Origin of the sequence: Geobacillus sp. 46C-IIa (assembly GCF_014679505.1) — a bacterium.
Taxonomy (GTDB): Bacteria; Bacillota; Bacilli; order Bacillales; family Anoxybacillaceae; genus Geobacillus.
In genome coordinates this window covers 483964-505214 of record NZ_CP061474.1, presented here as the reverse complement: position 1 = coordinate 505214, position 21251 = coordinate 483964, and the positions used below count along the sequence as shown (strand labels likewise).

25 protein-coding genes are annotated in these 21251 nt (G+C 54.3%); 13 read left to right on the top strand and 12 right to left on the bottom strand.

Annotation, left to right across the window (positions count from 1 at the left end; genetic code table 11):
* Positions 1-21 precede the first annotated feature (21 nt).
* Genes IC803_RS02645 through IC803_RS02635 form a run of 3 tightly spaced genes read left to right on the top strand, consistent with a single transcriptional unit; the run spans position 22 to position 2659 of the window.
* Positions 22-1026, top strand: coding sequence for an ABC transporter substrate-binding protein (locus IC803_RS02645; protein ID WP_081208062.1), 1005 nt, complete (start codon positions 22-24; stop codon positions 1024-1026).
* 18 nt (positions 1027-1044) lie between these two features.
* Positions 1045-1863, top strand: coding sequence for an ABC transporter ATP-binding protein (locus tag IC803_RS02640; RefSeq protein ID WP_081208060.1), 819 nt, complete (start codon positions 1045-1047; stop codon positions 1861-1863).
* Between the two features lie 58 nt (positions 1864-1921).
* Complete coding sequence (locus IC803_RS02635; RefSeq protein WP_369826936.1) at positions 1922-2659, top strand: ABC transporter permease; 738 nt, start codon at positions 1922-1924, stop codon at positions 2657-2659.
* A 74-nt stretch (positions 2660-2733) separates the two neighbouring features.
* Here IC803_RS02635 and ytkD read toward each other — a convergent pair whose 3' ends face one another.
* From ytkD to IC803_RS02615, 4 genes are all read right to left on the bottom strand, one after another.
* Positions 2734-3204: an RNA deprotection pyrophosphohydrolase gene (ytkD, locus tag IC803_RS02630; RefSeq protein WP_081208056.1), complete on the bottom strand. Its 471-nt coding sequence runs from the start codon at positions 3202-3204 to the stop codon at positions 2734-2736.
* A 58-nt stretch (positions 3205-3262) separates the two neighbouring features.
* Entirely contained in the window at positions 3263-3598 is a 336-nt protein-coding gene (locus IC803_RS02625; RefSeq protein ID WP_081208054.1) for a hydrolase, read from the bottom strand.
* 400 nt (positions 3599-3998) lie between these two features.
* The gene (locus tag IC803_RS02620) at positions 3999-4394 is read right to left on the bottom strand and encodes a phage holin family protein (protein ID WP_063164936.1); all 396 of its coding nucleotides are present in this window, start codon (positions 4392-4394) and stop codon (positions 3999-4001) included.
* 141 nt (positions 4395-4535) lie between these two features.
* Positions 4536-4976: a Dps family protein gene (locus IC803_RS02615; RefSeq protein ID WP_081208050.1), complete on the bottom strand. Its 441-nt coding sequence runs from the start codon at positions 4974-4976 to the stop codon at positions 4536-4538.
* A gap of 151 nt (positions 4977-5127) precedes the next feature.
* Between IC803_RS02615 and ytzI the strand changes: the two genes are divergently transcribed.
* Entirely contained in the window at positions 5128-5286 is a 159-nt protein-coding gene (ytzI, locus tag IC803_RS02610; protein ID WP_223812019.1) for a YtzI protein, read from the top strand.
* 23 nt (positions 5287-5309) lie between these two features.
* Here ytzI and IC803_RS02605 read toward each other — a convergent pair whose 3' ends face one another.
* Positions 5310-5786, bottom strand: coding sequence for an S-ribosylhomocysteine lyase (locus IC803_RS02605; RefSeq protein ID WP_081208048.1), 477 nt, complete (start codon positions 5784-5786; stop codon positions 5310-5312).
* Between the two features lie 260 nt (positions 5787-6046).
* Here IC803_RS02605 and yidD point away from each other — a divergent pair, with 260 nt between their 5' ends.
* The 4 genes from yidD (at position 6047) to IC803_RS02585 (ending at position 10157) form a co-directional block, all read left to right on the top strand.
* Entirely contained in the window at positions 6047-6268 is a 222-nt protein-coding gene (gene yidD, locus IC803_RS02600; protein ID WP_369826935.1) for a membrane protein insertion efficiency factor YidD, read from the top strand.
* Between the two features lie 93 nt (positions 6269-6361).
* Positions 6362-7546 carry a GTP-binding protein gene (locus IC803_RS02595; protein WP_081208044.1) on the top strand — a complete coding sequence of 395 codons (1185 nt, stop codon included), beginning with the start codon at positions 6362-6364 and terminating at the stop codon, positions 7544-7546.
* Positions 7547-7623: 77 nt separating this feature from the next.
* Positions 7624-8655 (top strand): metal ABC transporter substrate-binding protein, encoded by a 1032-nt coding sequence (locus IC803_RS02590; RefSeq protein ID WP_081208042.1) that lies wholly within the window; start codon positions 7624-7626, stop codon positions 8653-8655.
* A gap of 146 nt (positions 8656-8801) precedes the next feature.
* On the top strand, positions 8802-10157 hold the full coding sequence (locus tag IC803_RS02585) for a S1C family serine protease (RefSeq protein ID WP_223812018.1): 1356 nt from the start codon (positions 8802-8804) through the stop codon (positions 10155-10157).
* Positions 10158-10306: 149 nt separating this feature from the next.
* On the opposite strand, the gene IC803_RS02580 is transcribed toward IC803_RS02585, so the two are convergent.
* Positions 10307-10807 carry a hypothetical protein gene (locus tag IC803_RS02580; protein WP_081208040.1) on the bottom strand — a complete coding sequence of 167 codons (501 nt, stop codon included), beginning with the start codon at positions 10805-10807 and terminating at the stop codon, positions 10307-10309.
* 18 nt (positions 10808-10825) lie between these two features.
* The gene (locus IC803_RS02575) at positions 10826-11116 is read right to left on the bottom strand and encodes a DUF2325 domain-containing protein (RefSeq protein WP_081208038.1); all 291 of its coding nucleotides are present in this window, start codon (positions 11114-11116) and stop codon (positions 10826-10828) included.
* 234 nt (positions 11117-11350) lie between these two features.
* On the opposite strand from IC803_RS02575, the gene IC803_RS02570 reads away from it, so the two are divergent.
* Both IC803_RS02570 and IC803_RS02565 read left to right on the top strand, forming a co-directional pair.
* Positions 11351-11512, top strand: coding sequence for a DUF1540 domain-containing protein (locus IC803_RS02570; RefSeq protein WP_081208036.1), 162 nt, complete (start codon positions 11351-11353; stop codon positions 11510-11512).
* A gap of 66 nt (positions 11513-11578) precedes the next feature.
* The gene (locus IC803_RS02565) at positions 11579-11779 is read left to right on the top strand and encodes a hypothetical protein (protein WP_081208034.1); all 201 of its coding nucleotides are present in this window, start codon (positions 11579-11581) and stop codon (positions 11777-11779) included.
* A gap of 27 nt (positions 11780-11806) precedes the next feature.
* Here the strand turns inward: IC803_RS02565 and IC803_RS02560 are convergent, their stop codons facing one another.
* The 5 genes from IC803_RS02560 to IC803_RS02545 form a co-directional block, all read right to left on the bottom strand.
* On the bottom strand, positions 11807-13288 hold the full coding sequence (locus IC803_RS02560; protein ID WP_081208032.1) for an o-succinylbenzoate--CoA ligase: 1482 nt from the start codon (positions 13286-13288) through the stop codon (positions 11807-11809).
* A gap of 184 nt (positions 13289-13472) precedes the next feature.
* Complete coding sequence (menB, locus tag IC803_RS02555) at positions 13473-14291, bottom strand: 1,4-dihydroxy-2-naphthoyl-CoA synthase (RefSeq protein WP_063164925.1); 819 nt, start codon at positions 14289-14291, stop codon at positions 13473-13475.
* Positions 14292-15098, bottom strand: coding sequence for a 2-succinyl-6-hydroxy-2,4-cyclohexadiene-1-carboxylate synthase (gene menH / locus IC803_RS02550; protein WP_081208030.1), 807 nt, complete (start codon positions 15096-15098; stop codon positions 14292-14294).
* Positions 15089-16849, bottom strand: a complete 1761-nt coding sequence (menD, locus tag IC803_RS18070; protein WP_081208028.1) for a 2-succinyl-5-enolpyruvyl-6-hydroxy-3-cyclohexene-1-carboxylic-acid synthase — start codon at positions 16847-16849, stop codon at positions 15089-15091. The genes menH and menD overlap by 10 nt, the downstream gene beginning before the upstream one ends.
* On the bottom strand, positions 16842-18218 hold the full coding sequence (locus IC803_RS02545; RefSeq protein ID WP_081208026.1) for an isochorismate synthase: 1377 nt from the start codon (positions 18216-18218) through the stop codon (positions 16842-16844). The genes menD and IC803_RS02545 overlap by 8 nt, the downstream gene beginning before the upstream one ends.
* A 158-nt stretch (positions 18219-18376) precedes the next feature.
* Here IC803_RS02545 and IC803_RS02540 point away from each other — a divergent pair, with 158 nt between their 5' ends.
* The 3 genes from IC803_RS02540 (at position 18377) to IC803_RS02530 (ending at position 21121) form a co-directional block, all read left to right on the top strand.
* Complete coding sequence (locus IC803_RS02540) at positions 18377-19306, top strand: 1,4-dihydroxy-2-naphthoate polyprenyltransferase (RefSeq protein ID WP_081208024.1); 930 nt, start codon at positions 18377-18379, stop codon at positions 19304-19306.
* A gap of 85 nt (positions 19307-19391) precedes the next feature.
* Positions 19392-20201: a yteA family sporulation protein gene (locus IC803_RS02535; RefSeq protein WP_081208022.1), complete on the top strand. Its 810-nt coding sequence runs from the start codon at positions 19392-19394 to the stop codon at positions 20199-20201.
* A gap of 125 nt (positions 20202-20326) precedes the next feature.
* On the top strand, positions 20327-21121 hold the full coding sequence (locus IC803_RS02530) for a TIGR00266 family protein (protein WP_081208020.1): 795 nt from the start codon (positions 20327-20329) through the stop codon (positions 21119-21121).
* The last annotated feature ends 130 nt before the right edge of the window (positions 21122-21251 follow it).

The following is a 21251-nucleotide window of genomic DNA, read 5'->3' as shown; positions in this document are numbered from 1 at the left end:
GACGAAAAGGGGGTAGGCCACATGAAAAAATGGGCGGTATGGTTGTGTTCGCTTCTTCTCCTTTTGCCGCTCGCTGCCTGCAGCAACGGCACCGGCCAAGGAGAAAAGCCGCTGAAAAAAGTCCGGCTCGCCGAAGTGACGCACTCAATTTTTTACGCACCGCAATACGTCGCCTTAGCGAAAGGCTTCTTTAGAGAAGAAGGGCTTGATGTCGAGCTGACGACGACATGGGGCGGCGACAAAACGATGACAACGCTGCTGTCCGGCGGCGCGGACATCGCCTTGGTCGGCTCGGAAACATCCATTTATGTCTATGCGCAAGGGACGGATGATCCGGTCATCAACTTTGCGCAACTCACGCAAACCGATGGCACGTTTCTCGTTTCCCGCAAGAAAATCGACCACTTTACGTGGGAGATGCTGAAAGGAAGCACGTTCCTCGGCCAGCGGAAAGGCGGCATGCCGCAGATGGTCGGCGAATTTGTGCTGAAACAACATGGCATTGATCCGCACAACGATTTGAACCTCATTCAAAACGTCGATTTCGCCAACATCGCCAACGCGTTTGCGAGCGGGACCGGCGATTTCGTCCAGCTGTTTGAACCGACAGCGAGCATTTTTGAGCAAGAAGGAAAAGGCTACATCGTCGCTTCCTTTGGCACCGAGTCCGGGCGCGTCCCGTACACATCGTACATGGCAAAACAAAGCTATATAAAAGCGAACAAAGACGTCATTGAAAAATTCACGCGCGCCATCTACAAAGCGCAACAGTGGGTCGAATCGCACAGCACTAAGGAAATTGCCAACGTCATTCAGCCGTACTTTAAGGACACCGACTTGGCCATTATCGAAAAGGTCGTCGACCGGTACAAACGCCAAGGCACATACGCGACCGATCCGATTTTAGATGAAGAAGAATGGAACCACTTGCAAACGATCATGGATGAAGCCGGCGAGCTGCCGAAGCACATCGATCTTGAAACGCTAGTTGATTCATCGTTTGCCAAACAAGCGATGAACGAGTAACGAAAGCGGGTGAATCGGATGTTTCTTGCCATCGACCGCCTCTCGCACACGTATTTGACGAAAACGACCGCCGTCACCGCGCTCGATCAAGTGTCGCTGTCCGTCGAGAAAGGGGAATTTGTCTCCTTTCTCGGCTCAAGCGGCTGCGGCAAAACGACGTTGTTGTCGATCATCGCCGGGCTGATTGAGCCGACGGAAGGATCGGTCTGCATCGAAGGCGAGCCGCTTTGGCCGCGGGAAATGAACGCCGCTATGGCGCGCCGGGCGGCCGGATCTGATCCGTCAACCCGCCGAGTGGTCGGGTATATGCTTCAGCAAGACTACTTATTTCCATGGAAAACGATCGAGGAAAACATCTTGCTCGGCCTCAACATCACAGGAACGTTGATGCCAGAAACGAAAGAGCGGGCGCTCGCCCTGCTTGCTGAGATCGGCCTGGGCGGTGTGGAATCGTATTATCCGAGCCAGCTGTCCGGCGGCATGCGCCAGCGCGCCGCACTCGTGCGCACATTGGCGACCGACCCGAAGCTATTGTTGCTGGACGAACCGTTTTCCGCCCTTGACCAACAGACGAAACTGAAACTGGAAGAACTTGTATGGAAAACGTTAAAGCAATACGAAAAAACGGCGGTGCTCGTCACGCATGACATCGAGGAAGCCATCGCCATGAGCGACCGCATTTTCTTGTTTTCGCCGCGGCCAGGCCGCCTTGTGCGGACGTTTGCCATTCCAGATGAGCTGCGGCACTGTCCACCGTTCGCCGCTCGCCAGCATCCGGCGTTTTCCGCGTTGTTTCAATCCATTTGGGAGGAGATGGAGGCCCTTGAATCCGTCTAATGAACACATCCGCTCGCTGCACCATGACTACCTTGCCGCACTCCGCAAGGAACGGCGGATGATCCGCCTTTGGCAAGCCGCGCTCCTTGTCGCCTTTTTTGCCGTCTGGGAAGCGGCGAGCCGCTTTCATTGGGTCGATCCGCTCTTGTTCAGCTCTCCGTCGGCCATTGGCAAGCTGCTGATTGAAAAAATCGGCGATCACTCTCTCCTGACGCATACGTGGGCGACTTTGTTTGAAACGATGCTCGGGTTTGTCATCGGCACGGTTGGCGGCGCGCTGATCGGCGCGTTGCTTTGGTGGTTTCCGCGCCTCGCCAAAACGCTGGATCCGTATTTGGTCGTCTTTAACGCCATGCCGAAAGTCGCGCTCGGACCGATGTTGATCGTCGCCCTTGGGCCGGGGTTTACATCCATTATCGCCATGGGCGTCGTCATTTCGATCATCATTACGACGATCGTCGTTTATGCGTCGTTTCAAGAAGTCGACCCGAACTATGTGAAAGTGTTGCGGACGTTCGGCGCCACCCGCTACCAATGTTTCAAAGAAGCGGTGCTGCCGGCGTCGTTTCCGGCGATCATTTCCACGTTGAAAGTAAACGTCGGCCTCGCCTGGGTCGGCGTCATCACCGGCGAATTTCTCGTTTCCAAACAAGGGCTCGGCTATTTAATTATTTACGGCTTCCAAGTATTCAATTTTACCCTCGTCTTAATGAGTTTACTCATTGTCGCGTTGCTGTCGACGGTGATGTACCAGCTTGTCGCTATGATCGAAAAAAAATGGAGCAGCCGCCGCTAAGAGACGTTCACGAACGATCGATGGGCGTCTCTTTTTGCTGTTTCATCAACCGCTGACAAAGCAAAGACGGCAAACTATGCGTCGATCCACCCGCGCCGTTTGATTTCCGCAAGCGCCAACGGAAGCACATCATCCTTCATGAGATAGCTAAAGCGCCGATCGGCGCGGATATGGTCCGGCAGCGCCGAAAGCAGCACCGGGCCATTCGTCTCCAAATACGATCCCCGCTCTAGAAGTGCCGAAATGTTGGCGAAATACATGTTTTTCACAAGATCCGGCTCGACCTCGTATTGGCCGATATAGGAAAGACGGCCAATAACCCCGCCTGTTTCTTCCATCACCTCGCGGGCAGCGGCCGCCTCAGCCGTTTCCCCGCGTTCCACTTTGCCTCCGGGAAACTCGAGGCCGCGGTGCGGATGATCCGTCAGCAACCAACGGCCTTGATAGCGGCAAATGACCCACACATGCCCGGGGGCCGGGGAAAACGGATGATCCGCAAACGCCAGCCGGACGCGATGCCCGTAATAATCGCGAAATTCATACATCGGACTCTCCCCTTTCCTCTCCCCTATTATACAAAAAAGCCGCCCCATTCGCGGCTTTTTAGTCGTTTGTTTCTGTTTCAGGAAGGATGCCAAGCGAGCGGACATGCGCCTTCGCTTCGTCATTGCCAAGCCGATAAATCATTTCGTAAATTTTCGTCATCGTTCGGTCATAGGCATCATTTTCCCGGTCGTAATGATATTGGACATACGGCACATGGGCGCGCCAAAACGCCTGCCAGTCCGTCGAATAGTTTTGGTCGAAATACTCGCGCAGCTCGGCGATTTCCCGGTCGGTTGCCTCAATTTGGAAGTCCCATGGCGACGCCGTTTTCAGCTGAGAAATTTCTCCGGTTGCCATCGAGACGTAATACGTCTTTTTCCGTTCTTCTGCCACACTCGTCCACTCCTTCTGCTCTTTTTGTTTAGTGTGGGGCCATCTAGGAAAAATATGCGGATTTCACGAAAATGGGCGAACAAAATGGAGCGGCGGTTTCAGCGGAAGCGATCGATAAGGCAAGAGGGCGACCCCGGCATAATCGGAAAACGTAAAATGCAGCGTTTTCCTCAGAAGGCCGGTGATGAAAGGAGCAAGTCGCTTCACCACCTTGTTTCTCAAATTGAGAAATTTTGCAGCATCGGCTTCTCATTTCACATGGTCTAACGTCAGCTAGGAGCGATCATTATTTTTCACCAGCCTTTCAGAGATTGGCGACTGAGTCAACCGTTCAGCCTCATCCGGCAATGCAAAAGGAGCATTGTACACAAAAATCCCCCGACAAGCTAGCCTTCGGGGTTCATTTCATCTCATCTTTCAACAGCTCGATCGCTTTGCGCAGCACGGCCGGAATCGGAACGCCGGCCCGTCCGGCGTTTTCCACGATCGAAATAAATTCATTGGCAATATAGAAAAATATGATCGCGTCACGAATCAAGTGCATATCCCAGCCGATGGCCAAATCGACGAGATGGGATGCGGCGACAAGCACGAAAATGAGCAATTTGCGGACGATGCCGCGAAACCCGACCTGGCTTGACAGCCTTCCTTCCAACGCACTCGCGACAATGCCGGTGATATAATCGACGATCACTAACGCTAGCAAAATGACCACAAATGTGTCCACGCTGCCGACGAACAGCGACACGAGCGAACCGAACAGCGAAACCCCGATCATTGGAATAGGCTTGTTCACGTTCCCCCCTCCTTGGACATAGAATACGCGTAACTATTCTATGCCGAGGAGACAAAGCAAGCCGCGGCGCTTTCCCTAAACAATGCTTTTTTTCGACAAAAGCAAAAGGCTGCCCGATGGGGTGACGGGCAGCCTGTCCGTTTACCGTCCCAAAAACGATTTCAGCATCCAGACGTGTTTTTCCAAACTCCGGTGAATGCCAAGCAGCATATCCCCTGTCGTTTCATCGCCGACTTCATCCGCCACTTGCATCCCTTCCTTCAGTTCGCCGATCATCGTTTCAAAATCGCCGACAATCGCGGCGACCATTTGCTCGGCGGTTTCCGTCCCGGCCGCTTCCTTGACGGACGCTTGCTCTAGCGCGCCTTTCATCGTCGCCACCGGCTTGCCGCCAAGCGCCAGCAGCCGCTCGGCGAGCGCGTCAATATGGCCGGCCGCTTCGTTGTAAAGCTGTTCAAACTTCTCATGCAGCGTAAAAAATTGCGGTCCGGTGACATACCAATGGTAGTTGTGCAGCTTCACGTACAACACGGTCCAGTTCGCGATTTGTTTGTTGACAATGTCCGTTAACGGTTTTGCCATATCCATTCCTCCTTATGATTCGTTTACCCAGCCTGTCCGATGCTGAAACAGCCGAACCTTGCCGTTGAATAGGTTGCCCGATTGCAGCAGAAATATGAATGTGTGCGTGTTCGCGTATGGTATAATGGAAAGAAAAAAGGCAGGCGTCATCATGTATTGGACGTTAGTGATTTGTCTCATCATTGTAGCGGTCATTCTTTTGTTGGCGGTCGTCACCACTTCGAAAGCGTACGGGTACAAACATACGGTAGACCCGCTTCCCGAGGAACGGGACGACAAACAACAAACCGGCCCAAAACAGCCGCAGTAGCGGTTTTCGGGCCGGCCGATTCATCAGCCGAACACTTTTTTCAGCTCGGTTTTCTCTTGCGACAGCCAAAAGCGCATCAACTCTTTCGCCGCCTCTAAGTCGTGCAGCTTCGCTTGGCCGCATTGCCGCTCGGTTGCGGCCGGCACTTCCGCCGCATTCAAGGCGTCTTTCATCGTCTCCTCAAGCAAATCGATGATTTCCTCAACGGTCGGCGATCCGCTCACGACAAGGTAAAACCCCGTCTGGCAACCCATCGGCGAGATGTCGATAATGTCAAAATGATCATACTTGGCCGCATGTTTGCGCAGCGTATACGCCAACAGGTGCTCTAACGTATGAATGGCCGCCGGGTCCATCGCTTCTTTGTTCGGCTGGCAAAAACGAATATCGAACTTATTGACAACGCCGTCGCTGCCGACTTTGTGAACGCCGCAATGCCGCACGTACGGCGCTTTGACGGCGCAATGATCCAATTCAAAGCTTTCTACCGGTGAAGGCATAGAAAATCCCCCCTAGTCGTGTATTCTCTTTTTTATCATAACCAAAACGAGGGGTGTCCCGCATCTTTTTTGCCTTCCATACCGTTTCGGCCGGAAAGGCCTTGACTTCCGAAGCCGGCGGGACAGGCGAAACGCCCGCTGGAGGCGAACGTCTTTTCACCATAACGCACCATTTCCCTTGAACGGAAAACCGGTTTATTCTATTGTAGAAATAGTGACAACGACGGAAAGGAATGGTTGCAGTGGCCAAGTTGTTGATCATGCTCATCCGTTTTTACCAACGATTTCTTTCCCCGCTTAAGCCGCCAACTTGCCGCTTTTACCCGACCTGTTCGAATTATGGGCTCGAGGCGGTGAAGCGGTTTGGCGCCATCAAAGGGGGATGGCTGACAGTGAAGCGGATTTTGAAATGCCATCCGTTTCATCCGGGTGGGTTCGACCCTGTTCCTGAACCATCTCAGCACCTTAATGAAACAAAATAACTGTATTCCCCCTTGCCATTTTCCTCATTTTTTTGTATGATGGGTCGTGTTAAATCGTAATGATTACTATTTTCTATAAGGAGGCGCAGAAAGATGAAAAAAATCCCTGTCACGGTATTAAGCGGTTATTTGGGATCAGGCAAGACGACCTTGCTCCATCATATTTTGCACAATCGGGAAGGAAAAAAAATCGCGGTGATCGTCAATGATATGAGCGAAATCAATATTGACGCCGAACTCATTCGGCAAAATGGCTTTTTCCGCACTGAAGAAAAGCTCATTCAAATTCAAAACGGCTGTATTTGCTGCACATTGCGCGAAGATTTAATGAAAGCTGTCGATCAGCTCGTTGAGAGAGGGGAAATTGACTATATCGTCATTGAATCTTCAGGAATTAGCGAACCGATCCCTGTCGCCCAAACCTTTACATATTTAGATGAAGAGCTCGGAATAGATTTGTCAAAAAAATGCCGATTAGATACGATGGTAACGGTTGTGGACGCCAACCGTTTTTGGACGGACTTTTCCTCAGGCGAAACCTTGCTTGATCGCCAACAGGCCGTCAGTGAAACGGACAGCCGCGAAATCGCCGATTTGCTTATTGAACAAATCGAATTTGCCAATGTCCTTATATTAAATAAAGTCGATCTCGTGTCACCACAAGAAATTCAAAAGCTCGAAGCTGTACTGAAAAAGCTGAATCCTGAAGCCGCCATCATCCCGGCAACTTTCGGACAAGTGCCGCTCGACTCCATTTTAAATACTTATTTATTCGACTTTGAAACGGCCAGCCAATCAGCCGGATGGATAAAAGAGCTAAACGAAGAACACACCCCAGAAACAGAACAATATGGAATCTCTTCCTTTGTTTATCGGAGAAAACGGCCATTCCATCCGGAACGATTTTTGAATTGGCTTGAAAACTGGCCAATAGAAGTGGTTCGGGCGAAAGGATTTTTTTGGCTTGCTTCGAGAAATGACATGTGCTGCCTGTTATCACAAGCTGGGACGTCCATTACCATTCAAGGAGCCGGGCAATGGGTGGCTACCTATCCAGAAGAAGCCATTCGTGAGATTCTTCAAGAAGACGACGCATTGCGCACAAATTGGGACAACGTATACGGCGATCGTATGACCGAGTTCGTGTTAATCGGCATGGAGATGGATGCCGCGCGGATGGAAGCGACGCTTGATGAGTGCCTGCTGACAGATGACGAAATGAAAGAGGACTGGACAACATTGAAAGATCCTTTCCCTCCATTTCATCCTTCGCTCTAAGCGATAAACGCTTTTCAAATCGTAATCATTACGATATAATAACGAAGGACATATCTCTTCGAAGGAAGGAGCTCATGATGAGAACGAAATCATGGATTGTATGCGTATTTCTCGCTTTATTCAGCCTGCTATACGGCTGCCAAAGCAACCAAAACCCTAACGAGACGCAAACCGCGAAAGAAACGTTAACGATTTATACAACGGTCTACCCGCTTGAAGATTTCACGAAAAAAATCGGCGGCGATGCCGTTGAGGTTCGTAGCGTTTATCCGCCGGGAGCGGAAGCCCATACGTTCGAACCGACAACGAAAACGATTCAACAGATCGCCGAGGCGGACGCCTTCATTTACATCGGCCAAGGCATGGAACCGTTCGCTGAAAAGCTAAAAGAAACGTTAAAAAAGGAACCCGTTCGCTTTCTCGCTGCTGCCGACGGCATCGACCTCCTTGAATCGTCCCATGAAGAACATGGAGAAGAACATGGAGAAGAACATGGAGAGGAACATGGAGAGGAACATGGAGAGGAACATGGAGAGGAACATGAACATAACGCCGAAGAAGGCAGCGGAGAGGAACACAATCATGGTGACAAAGACCCTCACGTCTGGCTTGACCCGCTCCGTTCGATCACGATCGCCGAACAGATTCGCGACCTGCTGATCGAGCTCAAACCAGAGCAAAAAGAAATGTTTACGAAAAACTTTAACACCTTAAAAGCAAAACTAGAAGCGCTCGATCAAAAATTCCAACAAACCGTTCAATCGGCGCAGAACAAAGACATTCTCGTCGCCCATGCCGCCTACGGCTATTGGGAGGAACGCTATGGACTCCGCCAGCGGAGCGTATCCGGCCTGTCGCCGACAAACGAACCATCGCAAAAAGAGCTTGCCGCACTCATCGATTGGGCAAAACGCCATCACATTCGCTATGTTCTTTTTGAGCGCAACATCCCAGCCAAAACTGCGGAAATGGTTCAGCATGAAATCGGCGCCAAGGCGCTCTATTTGCACAACCTTGAAACGCTGACTGACGAAGACAGGAATCAACACCGTGATTACTTCGACTTGATGGAAGAAAATATTGAAACGATTCAACAGGCTCTCCGTTAGCCTTTCCCCGCTCCGCTGCCAAGGCGGAGCTTTTTTATCGCTTTTTTTGCCGCAATTTTATTTTTTTCGGTAATGCTCCAAAAGACGGAGGGCGAATATAATATACCATTGTTGTTTAAAATTTCCTGAAAAATGGGGTGGAACATTTGCGCAAACGAGCGATGATCACGATCCCGATCAGCATCATTTTCGCCGTATGCATCGCTGCCTCCTTCTTTCTCATGAACATCAAACCGGATACGTCCCACATCTCAAAAGCGCAGAAACTGGCCGAGTATACAAAGCCAGCCGTCGTCCGCATTGTCGATTATGCGATCGTGGAATGGGAGTTTGTCAACGATGATCCCGATGTCGATGCGTACCTCCAGCAGCTTGATTACCGGACGATGATTGGCGCATCCGGCTCAGGGGCCATCATCAGTCCCAACGGCTATATTGTCACGAACGCCCATGTCGTCGAGTATTCGAAGGCAGAAGAAATAGACATCGCCAATGCCGCTTTTGAGCAATTAGCAGCCGGGTTGGCCGAATATTTTGGCGTTGATTTTGACCTCGCCTATGATTATATGATCGAGTATACGTTCTACACAAAAGTAACCCGCGGCCTAAAAGTGATTTTGCCCGGCGGGGATGTGCTTGACGGGGAAGTGAAAAGCTACGGGGCGCCAGTCAATCAAGGGAAAGACGTTGCCGTTTTAAAAATCGAAGGCAAAAACTTGCCGACGCTGCCGCTCGGCAATTCGGACACCGTCCAAAACCAAGACGACATTTGGGTCATCGGCTATCCTGCCGCTGCTGAATCTGACTACCTTTCTCCCGACTCCTCTTTAGTCTCTTCGATGAACGCCGGCCATGTTTCCGCCACTTCGAAAAAGACAGAACAAGGAAGCCCGGTCATCCAAATTGACGCCGCCGCCACCCATGGCAACAGCGGAGGACCTGTCATTAACGAACGCGGGGAAATTATCGGCTTGCTCACCTTCCGCGGCGACACCGTCAACGGCCAAGAAGTGCAAGGATTTAATTTTGCCGTCCCGGTCAATACCGTGAAGGAATTTGTCAAACAGGCGGGCGCCGATCACGGGCAAGGCAGCGTTGACACCCTCTTCCGCAAAGGGTTGACGCTGTATTGGGGCGGTTACTACAAGGACGCCTTGACCAAATTTGAAGCGGTGGAACGCCTCTATCCCGGCCATTCGGAAATTAAACGGTTCATTACCGACAGCCAACAAAAAAGCGAGCAAAGCAAAATTCTTTGGTCAAACTACAAAACCGCCTTCTTTATTTTCGATGGCGTCGCCCTGCTGCTCATCATCGGACTGCTCGTGTTCACCTTCGTGTTGAAGCCAAAACAGCAAAGCAAGGCGGCTTCAACCAATGGCCCGCCTGCAGTCTCCGCCGATCTGAACGGTGACGGCCAAGTGGATCTCCAGGACGTGTTGCTGGCCTTGCAAAAGCGGCAACAACAAGCAGATGACAGCGAGAAAAAAGATCCCCAATAGCGACACCTTGCCATAAGTATATGATAAAAATGGGACGCTTATGACTGTGCCCTCGCAAAGGCAAGGCAGGGAACGTCCGAACGTTTTTTTCTTTCAAGATGAAACGGCATGCCGGGCTTTCATTCCATTCCAAGACATGCCGTTTTTTATCAGGCAGACATCCATTCAATGCGGCGGCCGCCCGTCCATAAAAAGCAACATTCGAGTTCGCGCGGGCAAAATCCGACCGCCTTTCGGCATAAAGACGGCATGTTTTCCTTGCATTGCCGGATTTGTCCCTCTTCCTCGCACCATAACAATACGCGCACCCGGTCGCGGTAAACGATGCAGAGGCTTGCACTGCTCCATTCTTCCGCCTTTCCCTGATTCCCCCCGCCGACGAGCAACAGCGGCTTGCATTCTGCCTCTTCTGCCGAACCGAAAAACTGCAGCAAATGATCCGTCACTTTGGCGAGCACGAGGCCATAATGCAATGGCGAAGGAAAGAGAGACAACGAAAGAAGCGGGCGGTGCATTTCAATCAGCCTCAGCAGCTGAAACGGCGACCGCAAGGAAGGAGCTGTTTCACAATACGCCTCGACGACGCGGCGGAGAAAACGGTGAACGGCATAAACCCAAGCGCCTTGCGTTTCTTGATGTATATATCTCATCGCTGCCGCCTCCCATGTTTATGCATGTTGTTCCAGCTGCTCCAGCACAGCACAAATCGAACTCCACGACCGCTTGACAAAGTAAATGGGCTTGTCTTTGCTTTTCGCCTTTTCTTTCACTTTTTTGGCTAAGTTATGGTTAATGTAATCGATCATCACTAATACGGCATCCACATGTTCCGGGATATCGCGCTTGACCATATTCACTTTTCGGCCATTGACATGAATGATTTCCCGGAAACCGGAATCCGCTAATTTATCGGTAATGTTGCCTAAATGATCCGCACCAACAACAAGCAATGAGGCCATGACATCTTCCTCCCTTATCGCTTTCTCTATTGCTATTTTAATTGAGAATGATTTTCTATGTCAATGATAATGATAAATGTTTTCATTTTGTCACATTCGAAAAAACCATTCCGACTTTAACAAGGCGATAGGCGACAGGACGTCCTCTGTTCCTTCCCGTTTCCGCTCATAAATTGCGACTAAGCCGGCAAACTATTGGTGTAGGCGATTTCACCATGATAAGGGGGATGACGAATGGCGAAAGACGTTCTTTGCGAAGTCCGCAACTGCCATTACTGGGCGGAAGGAAATCGCTGCAGCGCTGATGCGATTTACGTCGTCAGCCACACAGGAAAAATGGCGTCCGATTCGACGGAAACGGATTGCAAAACGTTTGTTCCTTCTGATGAAGCATAACTGTCAAGCAAGTCAAGCGCTGCCTGGCTGATCGGGCGGCGCTTACATAGTTAGAGGGGGATGACGATGGACAAGCGGGCCAGCCTCATTAACGCGTTCAAAGAGGAAATGAAGAGGCGCCATCCGGCGGCCTATCCGGTTTGCATCGATTCTTTCACGAATTTGTGGCAGTACGAGTTCGGGTCATTGGAGCAGTTGCCGCCCGATATTGAACGGCTTGTCGCCTATCGAGCGGCTGAGCTCGGACTGGCGGACGATGATTTTTAGGGCTTACAGACCAAGCGAGCGCCCCGCTTATCGGCGGGACGCTCGCTGTTCTGCTTCCGGAATGAGCGTTTTCAGCTCACGGCGCAGCAGTTTTTGCGCTGCATTGCGCGGCAGCGCAGGAACGAAATAAATGCGCGCCGGCACTTTGTATTTGGCTAATCGGCTGCGGCAAAATTGCTTCAGTTCGTCCTCAGCGGCCGCCGCTCCTTGCTTTAATTTCACAAACGCGCACGGCACTTGCCCCCACGTTTCATCTTCTACGCCGGTCACCCCGGCTTCTTCGACATCCGGGTGCGCAAGGAGCACGGCTTCGATTTCGGCCGGATAGACGTTTTCGCCGCCGGAGATGATGAGATCAGAACGGCGGTCAAGTACGTACAAAAATCCTTCTTCATCGACATAACCGATATCTCCCGTATAAAACCAGCCGTCGCGGATCGCCTGTGCGGTCGCCTCCGGGCGATGCAAATACCCTTTTGTCACGTTCGGCCCTTTCACGACAATTTCCCCGGCTTCATACGGCGCGGCCGGCTTCCCGTCGCGCACGATGCGCAACTCAGCCGGAAAAAGCGGCTTGCCGGCTGAGCCGAGCTTGGTCAAGCTGTATTCCGGCGCCAAGGTGACAATTTGCGACGCCGTTTCCGTCATTCCGTACGTTTGGTATACCGGAATGCCTTTTTCTTTGCACGCTTCCAGCAGCGGCTGCGGCGCCGGCCCGCCGCCTAGCAGCATGCAGCGGAACGTATCCGGGTAGCGCGCTGCGCCTAGTTCGGACACCATCCGCTGCAGCATGGCGGCCACCACCGACATGACGGTCACCTTGCCGTCCATGATCAAGGTGTTGGCTGCTTTGGCATCAAACGACGTCTGCAGCTGCATCGGCATGCCGTAAATGACGCTGCGCATGGCGATCGACCACCCGCTAATATGAAACAGCGGCACGGACGCCAGCCAGCAGTCGCGCTCGTGCAACCCTAAGTTGAGCGCCGAGCCGACAGCGCTCCACCAGTGGTTGCCGTATGTTTGCAGCACGCCTTTCGGGGTGCCGGTCGTCCCCGATGTGTACATAATCGTTGCCGTCTCGTCCAAATGGTGCGTTTCTTTGAGCAAAGCGTCCGCTTCGGCAAACGCAGTGAGCGCGCTCACTGTAATGACCCGCCCGTCGCCGCCGAAGCGGCCGGCCAGATCGTCGTCGGCAATCACGACGCGCGCCCCGCTGTCATCGAGCTGCCAACAAAGCTCATATGGCGTAAGGCGCGCGTTTTGCAGCAACGCGCGGGCGCCGAGGAGAAACAACGCATGGACGATCTCAATCATCTCTACGCTGTTTTTCATCAGCACCGCGACAATGTCGCCTTCTTTGACGCCCGCCCCGGCGAGGCGGCGCGCCCAGCTCGCAGCGGCTTCATACAGTTCGGCGAACGTTTTCGTCCGCTTTCCGTCACTGATGGCCGTCCGCTCCGGGGTCAAAAACGCCCGCTGCTTCAGCCAGTTCGGCATGACCGTCATTTCGTTCTTCCTCCTTTCGCTCGCAAAAAAGCAGCTTGATACCGCATCAAGCTGCTTTTGCGTTCGCACGGAAAGACCCGGTCCCTCGACCTGGCCAAGCGTGCGCATGTTCACGGAAACGATTCATGCGCAACGCTTGTCCCCCGTCCAACCGTGACCATGTTGGCTCAATGCGCGCACATGATCACGGAAAACGCGGAAACTGGCCGAAGTCCGGCTTCCGTTTCTCTTTAAACGCTCTCATTCCTTCTTTCGCTTCTTCCGTTGTGTAGAAGAGAAGCGTCGCATCACCGGCGAGCTGCTGAATGCCGGCCAAACCGTCGGAATCCGCGTTAAACGCCGCTTTTAAGAAGCGAATGGCCGTCGGGCTTTTTTCCAAAATTTCTTGCGCCCATTTGACCGTTTCCTCCTCAAGCTGTTCAAGCGGCACAACTTTGTTGACGAGCCCCATCTCGAGCGCTTCTTGGGCGTTGTACTGGCGGCACAAATACCAAATTTCGCGCGCCTTTTTATGGCCGACGATGCGCGCCAAATAACCGGCGCCGTAACCGCCGTCAAAGCTGCCGACTTTCGGCCCCGTTTGGCCGAAGATGGCGTTGTCTGCGGCAATCGTTAAATCGCAGACGACATGGAGCACATGGCCGCCGCCGATCGCATACCCGGCGACCATCGCGATGACCGGTTTCGGGATGACGCGGATGAGCCGCTGCAAATCGAGCACGTTCAGGCGCGGAATTTCGTCCTCGCCGACATATCCTCCATGGCCGCGCACTTTTTGGTCCCCGCCGGAGCAAAACGCCTTGCCGCCCGCGCCGGTCAAAATGATGACGCCGATGTTCGAATCGTCCCGCGCCCGCGAGAATGCATCGATCATCTCGTTGACTGTTTTTGGACGGAACGCATTATGTACTTCCGGTCGATTGATCGTAATTTTGGCGATGCCGTTGTACGTTTCGTAAATAATGTCCTCATAATCGTACTCTTTCACCCATTCAAACGGCATTCATACTTCCCCCTTTTTAATGAATTCACTTACTATTTTAGCAAAAATGCCGAACTGTTCCACATGAATTGCATGTCCAGCTTCTTGCACGCAGATGAGTTCGCTGTTCGCCAACTGTTCATGCATGTCAGCAGCCATGCGGCAAAATTTCTCATCGTGCTCCCCGCAAAGAAGCAACACAGGCGCTTGGATCTCCCTAAGCCGCTCCCACCACGACGGCTGCACGCCTGTTCCCATCCCGCGCAGGCTGTTGGCGAGCCCTTGCTCCGTATGGCGAAGCCGCTCGCGGCGAATGGCCGCCCGCACCGGCTCTGGAAGCCGCTTTTGCGTGGCAAAGAGCGGCAGCTGCTCCCAATGATCAACAAACGCGCGGACGCCGTTTCGTTCAATCATGTGCGCGAGCGCTTCATCGGCTTCTTGCCGCGCACGCCGCTCCGCTTCCGTCTTCAGCCCCGGCGAGCTGCTTTCAAGCACTAAGCGGCGGATGCGGTGCGGATGCCATATAGCAAAGCTCAAAGCGAGCCGCCCGCCCATCGAATAGCCGAGCACGTTCGCTTTTTCGATGCCAAGTTCATCAAGAAGCGCCGTCAAGTCGGCCGCCGCCTGCTCCATTCGGTACCGATCGGCGCTTTTTGGCGCCTCCGTCCGCCCGTGTCCGATGAGGTCAACCGCTATGAGGCGAAAGTCCTGCCAAACAGGAATGAGCGGCCGCCACGTATCCGCGCTGCCAGTGAACCCATGCAGCAGCAACAACGGCTCCCCTTCCCCATATTGTTCCACATGGTAACCAATTCCATTCAGTTCCACGGTTCTTCCATTCCTTTTTGTTCGAGAAATTTCCCGATTTCCTGGGAAACACGTTCCCACAACAATCGATGCATTTGGACATTTTCCGCGCGCGACGTGCGCACTTCGATAACGTTCAGCCCGCCTGTGTCGAGCGATTCGGCGACATGGAGGCGAAATTCGTCCCATGTGTACGGCACCGCATAACGGCCGCCATACATCTCGACTGCATGCGCAAACGACAAATTCGTCGGCGTGCCGAACAACGTTTCAAACGGCCCTTCATGGCGCGCCTGCGGCAAAAAGGAGAAAATGCCGCCGCCGTTATTGTTCAGCAGTACGATCGTCGCCTGCAGCCCATGCATTTTGGCCGCCAGCAGGCCGTTTACGTCATGGTAAAACGACAAATCGCCGATGACAAGCACGAGCGGCTGCGCAACAGAGCTTGCGCCCAAAGCGCTTGAGACGACGCCGTCAATGCCGTTGGCGCCGCGGTTGGCGAGAACGCGAAGCGGCTTGTCCGTGGCAAAGAGAAACGTATCGGCATCGCGGATCGGCATGCTGTTGCCGACAAAAAGTGTGGCTCCCGCCGGCAGCAGCTCAGCGAGTTCAGCAAACACTTTCCCTTCAAACCATTCGCCTGCCGGCAAGTGCTCCCGCAACACGGTGCGGGCGATGTCGTTGATCTCCCGCCACGTCGTCGACCAGGCGCTCTCGTTTCGCTTCGGTTCGGCGATGTCAAGCAGCTGGCGGCAAAAAACGGTTTCATTACTATGGACGACACATGCCGCCGACAATGTCGGATCGCGCCAGCCGCCATCATCGACAACGATTTGGCGGATCGAGCGGTGTTGCTTGAGCCATAAAAAGAGCGGCTTGGATACCGGCATGGCGCCAAACCGGAGCACGACGTCCGGCACGAGCTTTGAAGCGATCGCCTCGTCTTTTAACATGGCATCATAGCTGTCAATGACATACGTTTTGTCGTGCGAACCGGCGCGCAGCTGGGAAAGCGGATCGGCGAGAATCGGAACATCAAGCGCCCTTGCCAGCTCCGTCACCGCCTCGGCAAAACCGGGCTGGTCAAGCGGTCCACAAACGATCAGCCCGCGCTTGGCTGCGGCCAACTGCTCATAGAGCGCCGCCGCGTTTTCTGCTGACAGCGTCGCATGACCGCAGATCATTTGCGGTGTTTCCGCCACGGTGCGCACCCGCTCCCAAACGTCCTCGTCGATGATCGGCACGAGCGGCTCGCGGAGCGGAACGTTGACGTGCACAGGCCCAGCCGGCGCGCCCGCCGCGATGGCCGCGGCCCTTGCCGCCATCGTCCGCGCATAGCGAAGCATCGAATCCGTCTCTTCCGGCAGCGCCAAGTCGACAAACCATTTCGCATAGCGGCCGTATAAATGCAGCTGGTCAATCGCTTGCGGCGCGCCGACATCGCGCAGCTCGTGCGGCCGATCGGCCGTCAGCACGACAAGCGGTACACGCGAATAGTGCGCTTCAACGATGGCCGGCAAATAGTTGGCCGCCGCCGTCCCCGACGTGCATACTAACGCGACCGGCCGCTGTTTCGCTTTCGCCATGCCGAGGGCAAAAAACGCCGCCGATCGCTCATCGATATGCATCGAAAAGCGGAGACCGCGATGCTCCGCCATCGCCATCGCAAGCGGCGTCGAGCGCGAACCAGGGCTGATGACGGCTTCCGTCACCCCAGCTTGCACCAGCCCGTCAACAAAGGCGGCCACATAATATGACAACGCGTTAGTCATTGTTCATCACTCCTAAAGCTGATAACATCGGGGCCATTTTGACGTTCGTCTCTTCATACTCGCTCGTTGGATCCGAATGGGCGACAATGCCGCAGCCGGCAAACAGCGTAGCCTTGTTCCCGTCAAGCAAACCGGAGCGAATGGCGACCGCCCATTCCCCGTTGCCGTCCGCATCCACCCAGCCGATCGGAGCAGCGTACCACCCGCGATCAAGCGGTTCAAGGGAACGGATCGCTTCCATCGCCCGTTCGCGCGGCGTTCCGCCGAGCGCCGGCGTCGGGTGCATCAGTTCCACAAGGCGCAGCACCGATGGCTCCAGGCAACCGCGGCCGACGACCGGCGTGCACAAATGCTGGATATGCGGCAGCTTCAGAAGCTGCGGCGCAGCCGGCATCTCCACCGTCTCACAAACGGACGAAAACAAGCTTCGGATCATGCGCACAACAAACTGATGTTCCTCACGGTTTTTCGAATCCGCCTGCAGCCAGGCGCCAAGCTGTTCATCTTCCGTCGCGCTGCCCCCGCGGCGCACGGACCCCGCTAGGCACACTGAGCGGCACGTCTCCCCTTCTTTTTGGACAAGCTGCTCAGGCGAGGCGCCAATAAAACAGCGGCCGTCTTGTTCAAACGCAAACAGATAGGCAAACGGCTGCTGCTCGCGAAGCCGCGCGAGCACAAAAGCGGCGTCAATCGCCGCGTTGAACGCCAACCGCCGCGCGCGGGCGAGCACGACTTTCTCCAATCGGCCGGTGCGAATCGAGGCGATCGCTTCATGAACCGCCGCGAGCCATCGCTCTTTTTCCTCTTCTTCATCCGAGATGAGCGTCGGAAGCGTTGCAGAAGACGGCAATGGCTCTTCCATCCGTCGAAGCAGCCGCCCGATTCGTTCCATGTCCCGCTCCATGCCGCCAGCAGGCAGCGTGACCGTCAGCAACGTCCGTCCGTTTTTGACCGAGAGAAGCACAGCCGGCGCCACGAGCTTTCCGGCTGAAAACCCGCACCATACCGAAGTGGGCGGCCGGTGCGGGTCAAACGAAAACCCGCCGAACAACAGCGGCGGCATATCCGCTTCGCCGTGCTGCTCGATCTGTCCGGCCCATCGTCGCCGCTCTTGTTCGATATACTGAAACCGTCCGTCCGTTTCCTCTGTTTCGATCGCATAGGCCGAGCCAAGGCCGACAAAGACGGTGCCGCCGCTTCGGTCAGACCAAAAAAACCGCTCGCGAAACCCGCAGGCCGGTCCTTGCATAAAAAAAGAAACCGGATCGATGTCTTCCAACGGTTCCGTCCAGCTGACAAACGGCCGTGCGGCGCTCGCCGCCAGCTCGTGCAGTTGCTGTTGGATTTTATGTTGAAATACAATCGCCACGACCCTCACGCTTTCTTTCGTAAGATTCCCTCTCCATCCCCTACGTCCATTATATATAATAGGAAATCATTTATCTATCGGAAAGGGTTGACACGCCTTAAACGTTTTCCTACACTTATTTTGACTATATTTTCACGAAACATTAAGGGGAAATCCATATGCAGCCATCCACACATATCGATCATCGACCGCCAGCCCGCCGCGACTGGCGTGTCTTTTGGCGACTGACGCGGCCGCATACGCTGACGGCGGCGTTTGTACCGGTATGCGTCGGCACGGTGCTGGCGCTTGGCGAGACGGCGATTCGCCTTTCGCTCTTTGCTGCCATGCTGATCGCTTCGTTACTCATCCAGACCGCAACCAACATGTTTAACGAGTATTATGATTATAAGCGCGGTCTCGATTCGCCGGAATCGGTCGGCATCGGCGGCGCCATCGTCCGCGATGGCCTCGAGCCGCGAACCGTATTGACGCTGGCGTTCGCCTGCCTTGGAGCGGCGATGCTCATCGGCGTTTACATTTGCTCGCAAAGCAGCTGGTGGCTTGCCGTCATCGGTACGGTTTGTATGGCAGCCGGCTACTTTTACACCGGCGGGCCGTTTCCGATCGCTTACACGCCGTTTGGCGAGCTGGCGGCTGGGTTTTTTATGGGATTTGTCATCATTTTGATTTCCTTTTTCATCCAAACGGGCGATGTTAGCGCGAAAGCGGTGCTCGTGGCCATTCCGGTCGCCATTTTAGTCGGCGCGATTTTGCTTGCCAATAACATCCGCGACCTAGACGGCGACCGCGAGAAAGGGAGAAAAACGCTCGCCATTTTAGTCGGGCGCGATCGGGCGATCCTCGTGCTCGCTCTGATGTTTGCCGCCGCGTTTCTTTGGATTGTGGCGCTTGTGCTGTTCGGCGTCGTGCCGTTTTGGACGCTGCTTGCCTTGCTGAGCGTGCCCAAAGCAGTGGCAGCGACGCGCGGGTTTATCGGCAAAACGAAACCGGCGGAGATGATGCCGGCGATGAAAGCCACCGCTCAAACGAATACGCAGTTTGGCTTTTTGCTCGCCATCGGCTTGCTCGTCAGCCGCTGGCTATAACACGGTCGGAAGGGCCGTGTTTTTTTTTGATTTTCGCCCATACTACACCATATAGACGCTATTGTGAAGGAAGGGGTTGCAACCGATGTTGACGAGCGAACAACTGGCCGCCTTCCGCTCAACACTGCTTGAGATGAAGCGGGACATTGAAGACCGGCTGAAGCAAAACGACCATTTCGGCCTCGTGCGCAGCCATGCCCACGATGCGGTCGGCGAGCTGGCGAGCTATGACAACCACCCGGCTGACGAGGCGACCGAACTGTACGAGCGGGAAAAAGATCTCGCCTTAGACGAACATACCGAACGCGAATTTCGTGAAATTGAACGGGCGCTTGCGGCCATTGCCGACGGCACGTACGGAACGTGCCGCATCTGCGGGCAGCCGATCCCGTACGAACGGCTTGAGGCGCTGCCGACCACGCTTTATTGCCGGCAGCACAGCCCCGACCAAACCGTCTCTCAACAACGTCCGCTTGAGGAAGGGGTGCTTATGCCGCCGTTTGGCAAATTTGACTTTGACGACCGCGATGAGTCGGTCGCTTACGATGCTGAGGATGCGTGGCAGGAGGTCGCCCGTTACGGCACGTCCGACACCCCGTCCGACCTTGGCAAAAACGTCGACTACTACGGCGAAGTGTACGCTGAGTCGGAAGAGAACGTCGGCTATGTGGAAGACTTGGAAAATTTCGCGGCTGTCGATTTGTACGGAAAAAACGTCAACGTGTATCCGACGAGAGAGCATGAGCTGCTCGAAAATCAATTGGACGATGAAGGCATCATGTCCAATATCGGCGATTTGCCGGCGTACGAAAAAGACCCGTATACGTCCGAGGACAGTTACCGCCGCTATGACGAAAGACCGTCCCAGCAAAACTTTGGGGAAACGAATCCTTAGAACCATCCGAGACCAGAGAGCTTCGTCAAAAAGGACCATCCGCGCGATGGTCTTTTTTGAAACAGTAAAGACATGTTTTCCGTAGTACATACGGGAACGTTGATGACGATGATGGAGGCGAGAAGATGAACGCACACGAAATTGATTACCAGCTGTACGGCGATGACATGCAGTTTGTCGAAATCGAGCTCGACCCGCGCGAAAGCGTCATTGCGGAAGCGGGCGGCATGATGATGATGGAAGACGGCATCACCATGGAGACGATATTCGGCGACGGCTCCTCGGGCGGAAGGGGGCTGCTCGGCCGCCTTGTCGGCGCCGGCAAACGGCTGCTCACCGGGGAAAGTTTGTTCATGACCGTGTTCACCAATCAAGGAAGCGGCAGGCGCCGCGTCGCCTTTGCCGCCCCGTACCCGGGGAAAATTATTCCGGTTGATTTGAGCCAGCTCGGCGGGAAACTGATCTGTCAAAAAGATTCGTTTTTATGCGCCGCCAAAGGCGTCTCTGTCGGCATTGAATTTCAGCGCAAGCTCGGCACTGGCTTTTTCGGCGGTGAAGGATTTATTATGCAAAAACTAGAAGGAGATGGGCTCGCCTTTTTGCACGCTGGCGGGACGATTCACCGCCGCGAGCTGCAGCCGGGGGAAAAGCTGCGCATCGATACCGGCTGCCTTGTCGCGATGACAAAGGAAGTCGATTACGACATCGAATATGTCGGCAACATTAAGACAGCCTTTTTTGGCGGTGAAGGACTGTTTTTTGCGACAGTGACCGGCCCGGGAACGGTCTGGGTGCAATCGCTTCCGTTCAGCCGGCTCGCTGACCGCGTGCTCGCTGCCGCTCCGAGCGCCGGGGGGCGGTCAGTCGGCGAAGGCAGCCTCTTAGGCGGCATCGGCGATTGGCTTGACGGAGACGACTAAAACGAAAAGGGGCGTTCTGAACCGAGCAGAACGTCCCTTTTCCTTTCATGCCTTTGCCTTCGGGCGAAGGGCGGCTGCGGTTATACATCAGACCTCTTGATTGGCGCCGAATCGTTCCTAATCACGCTTC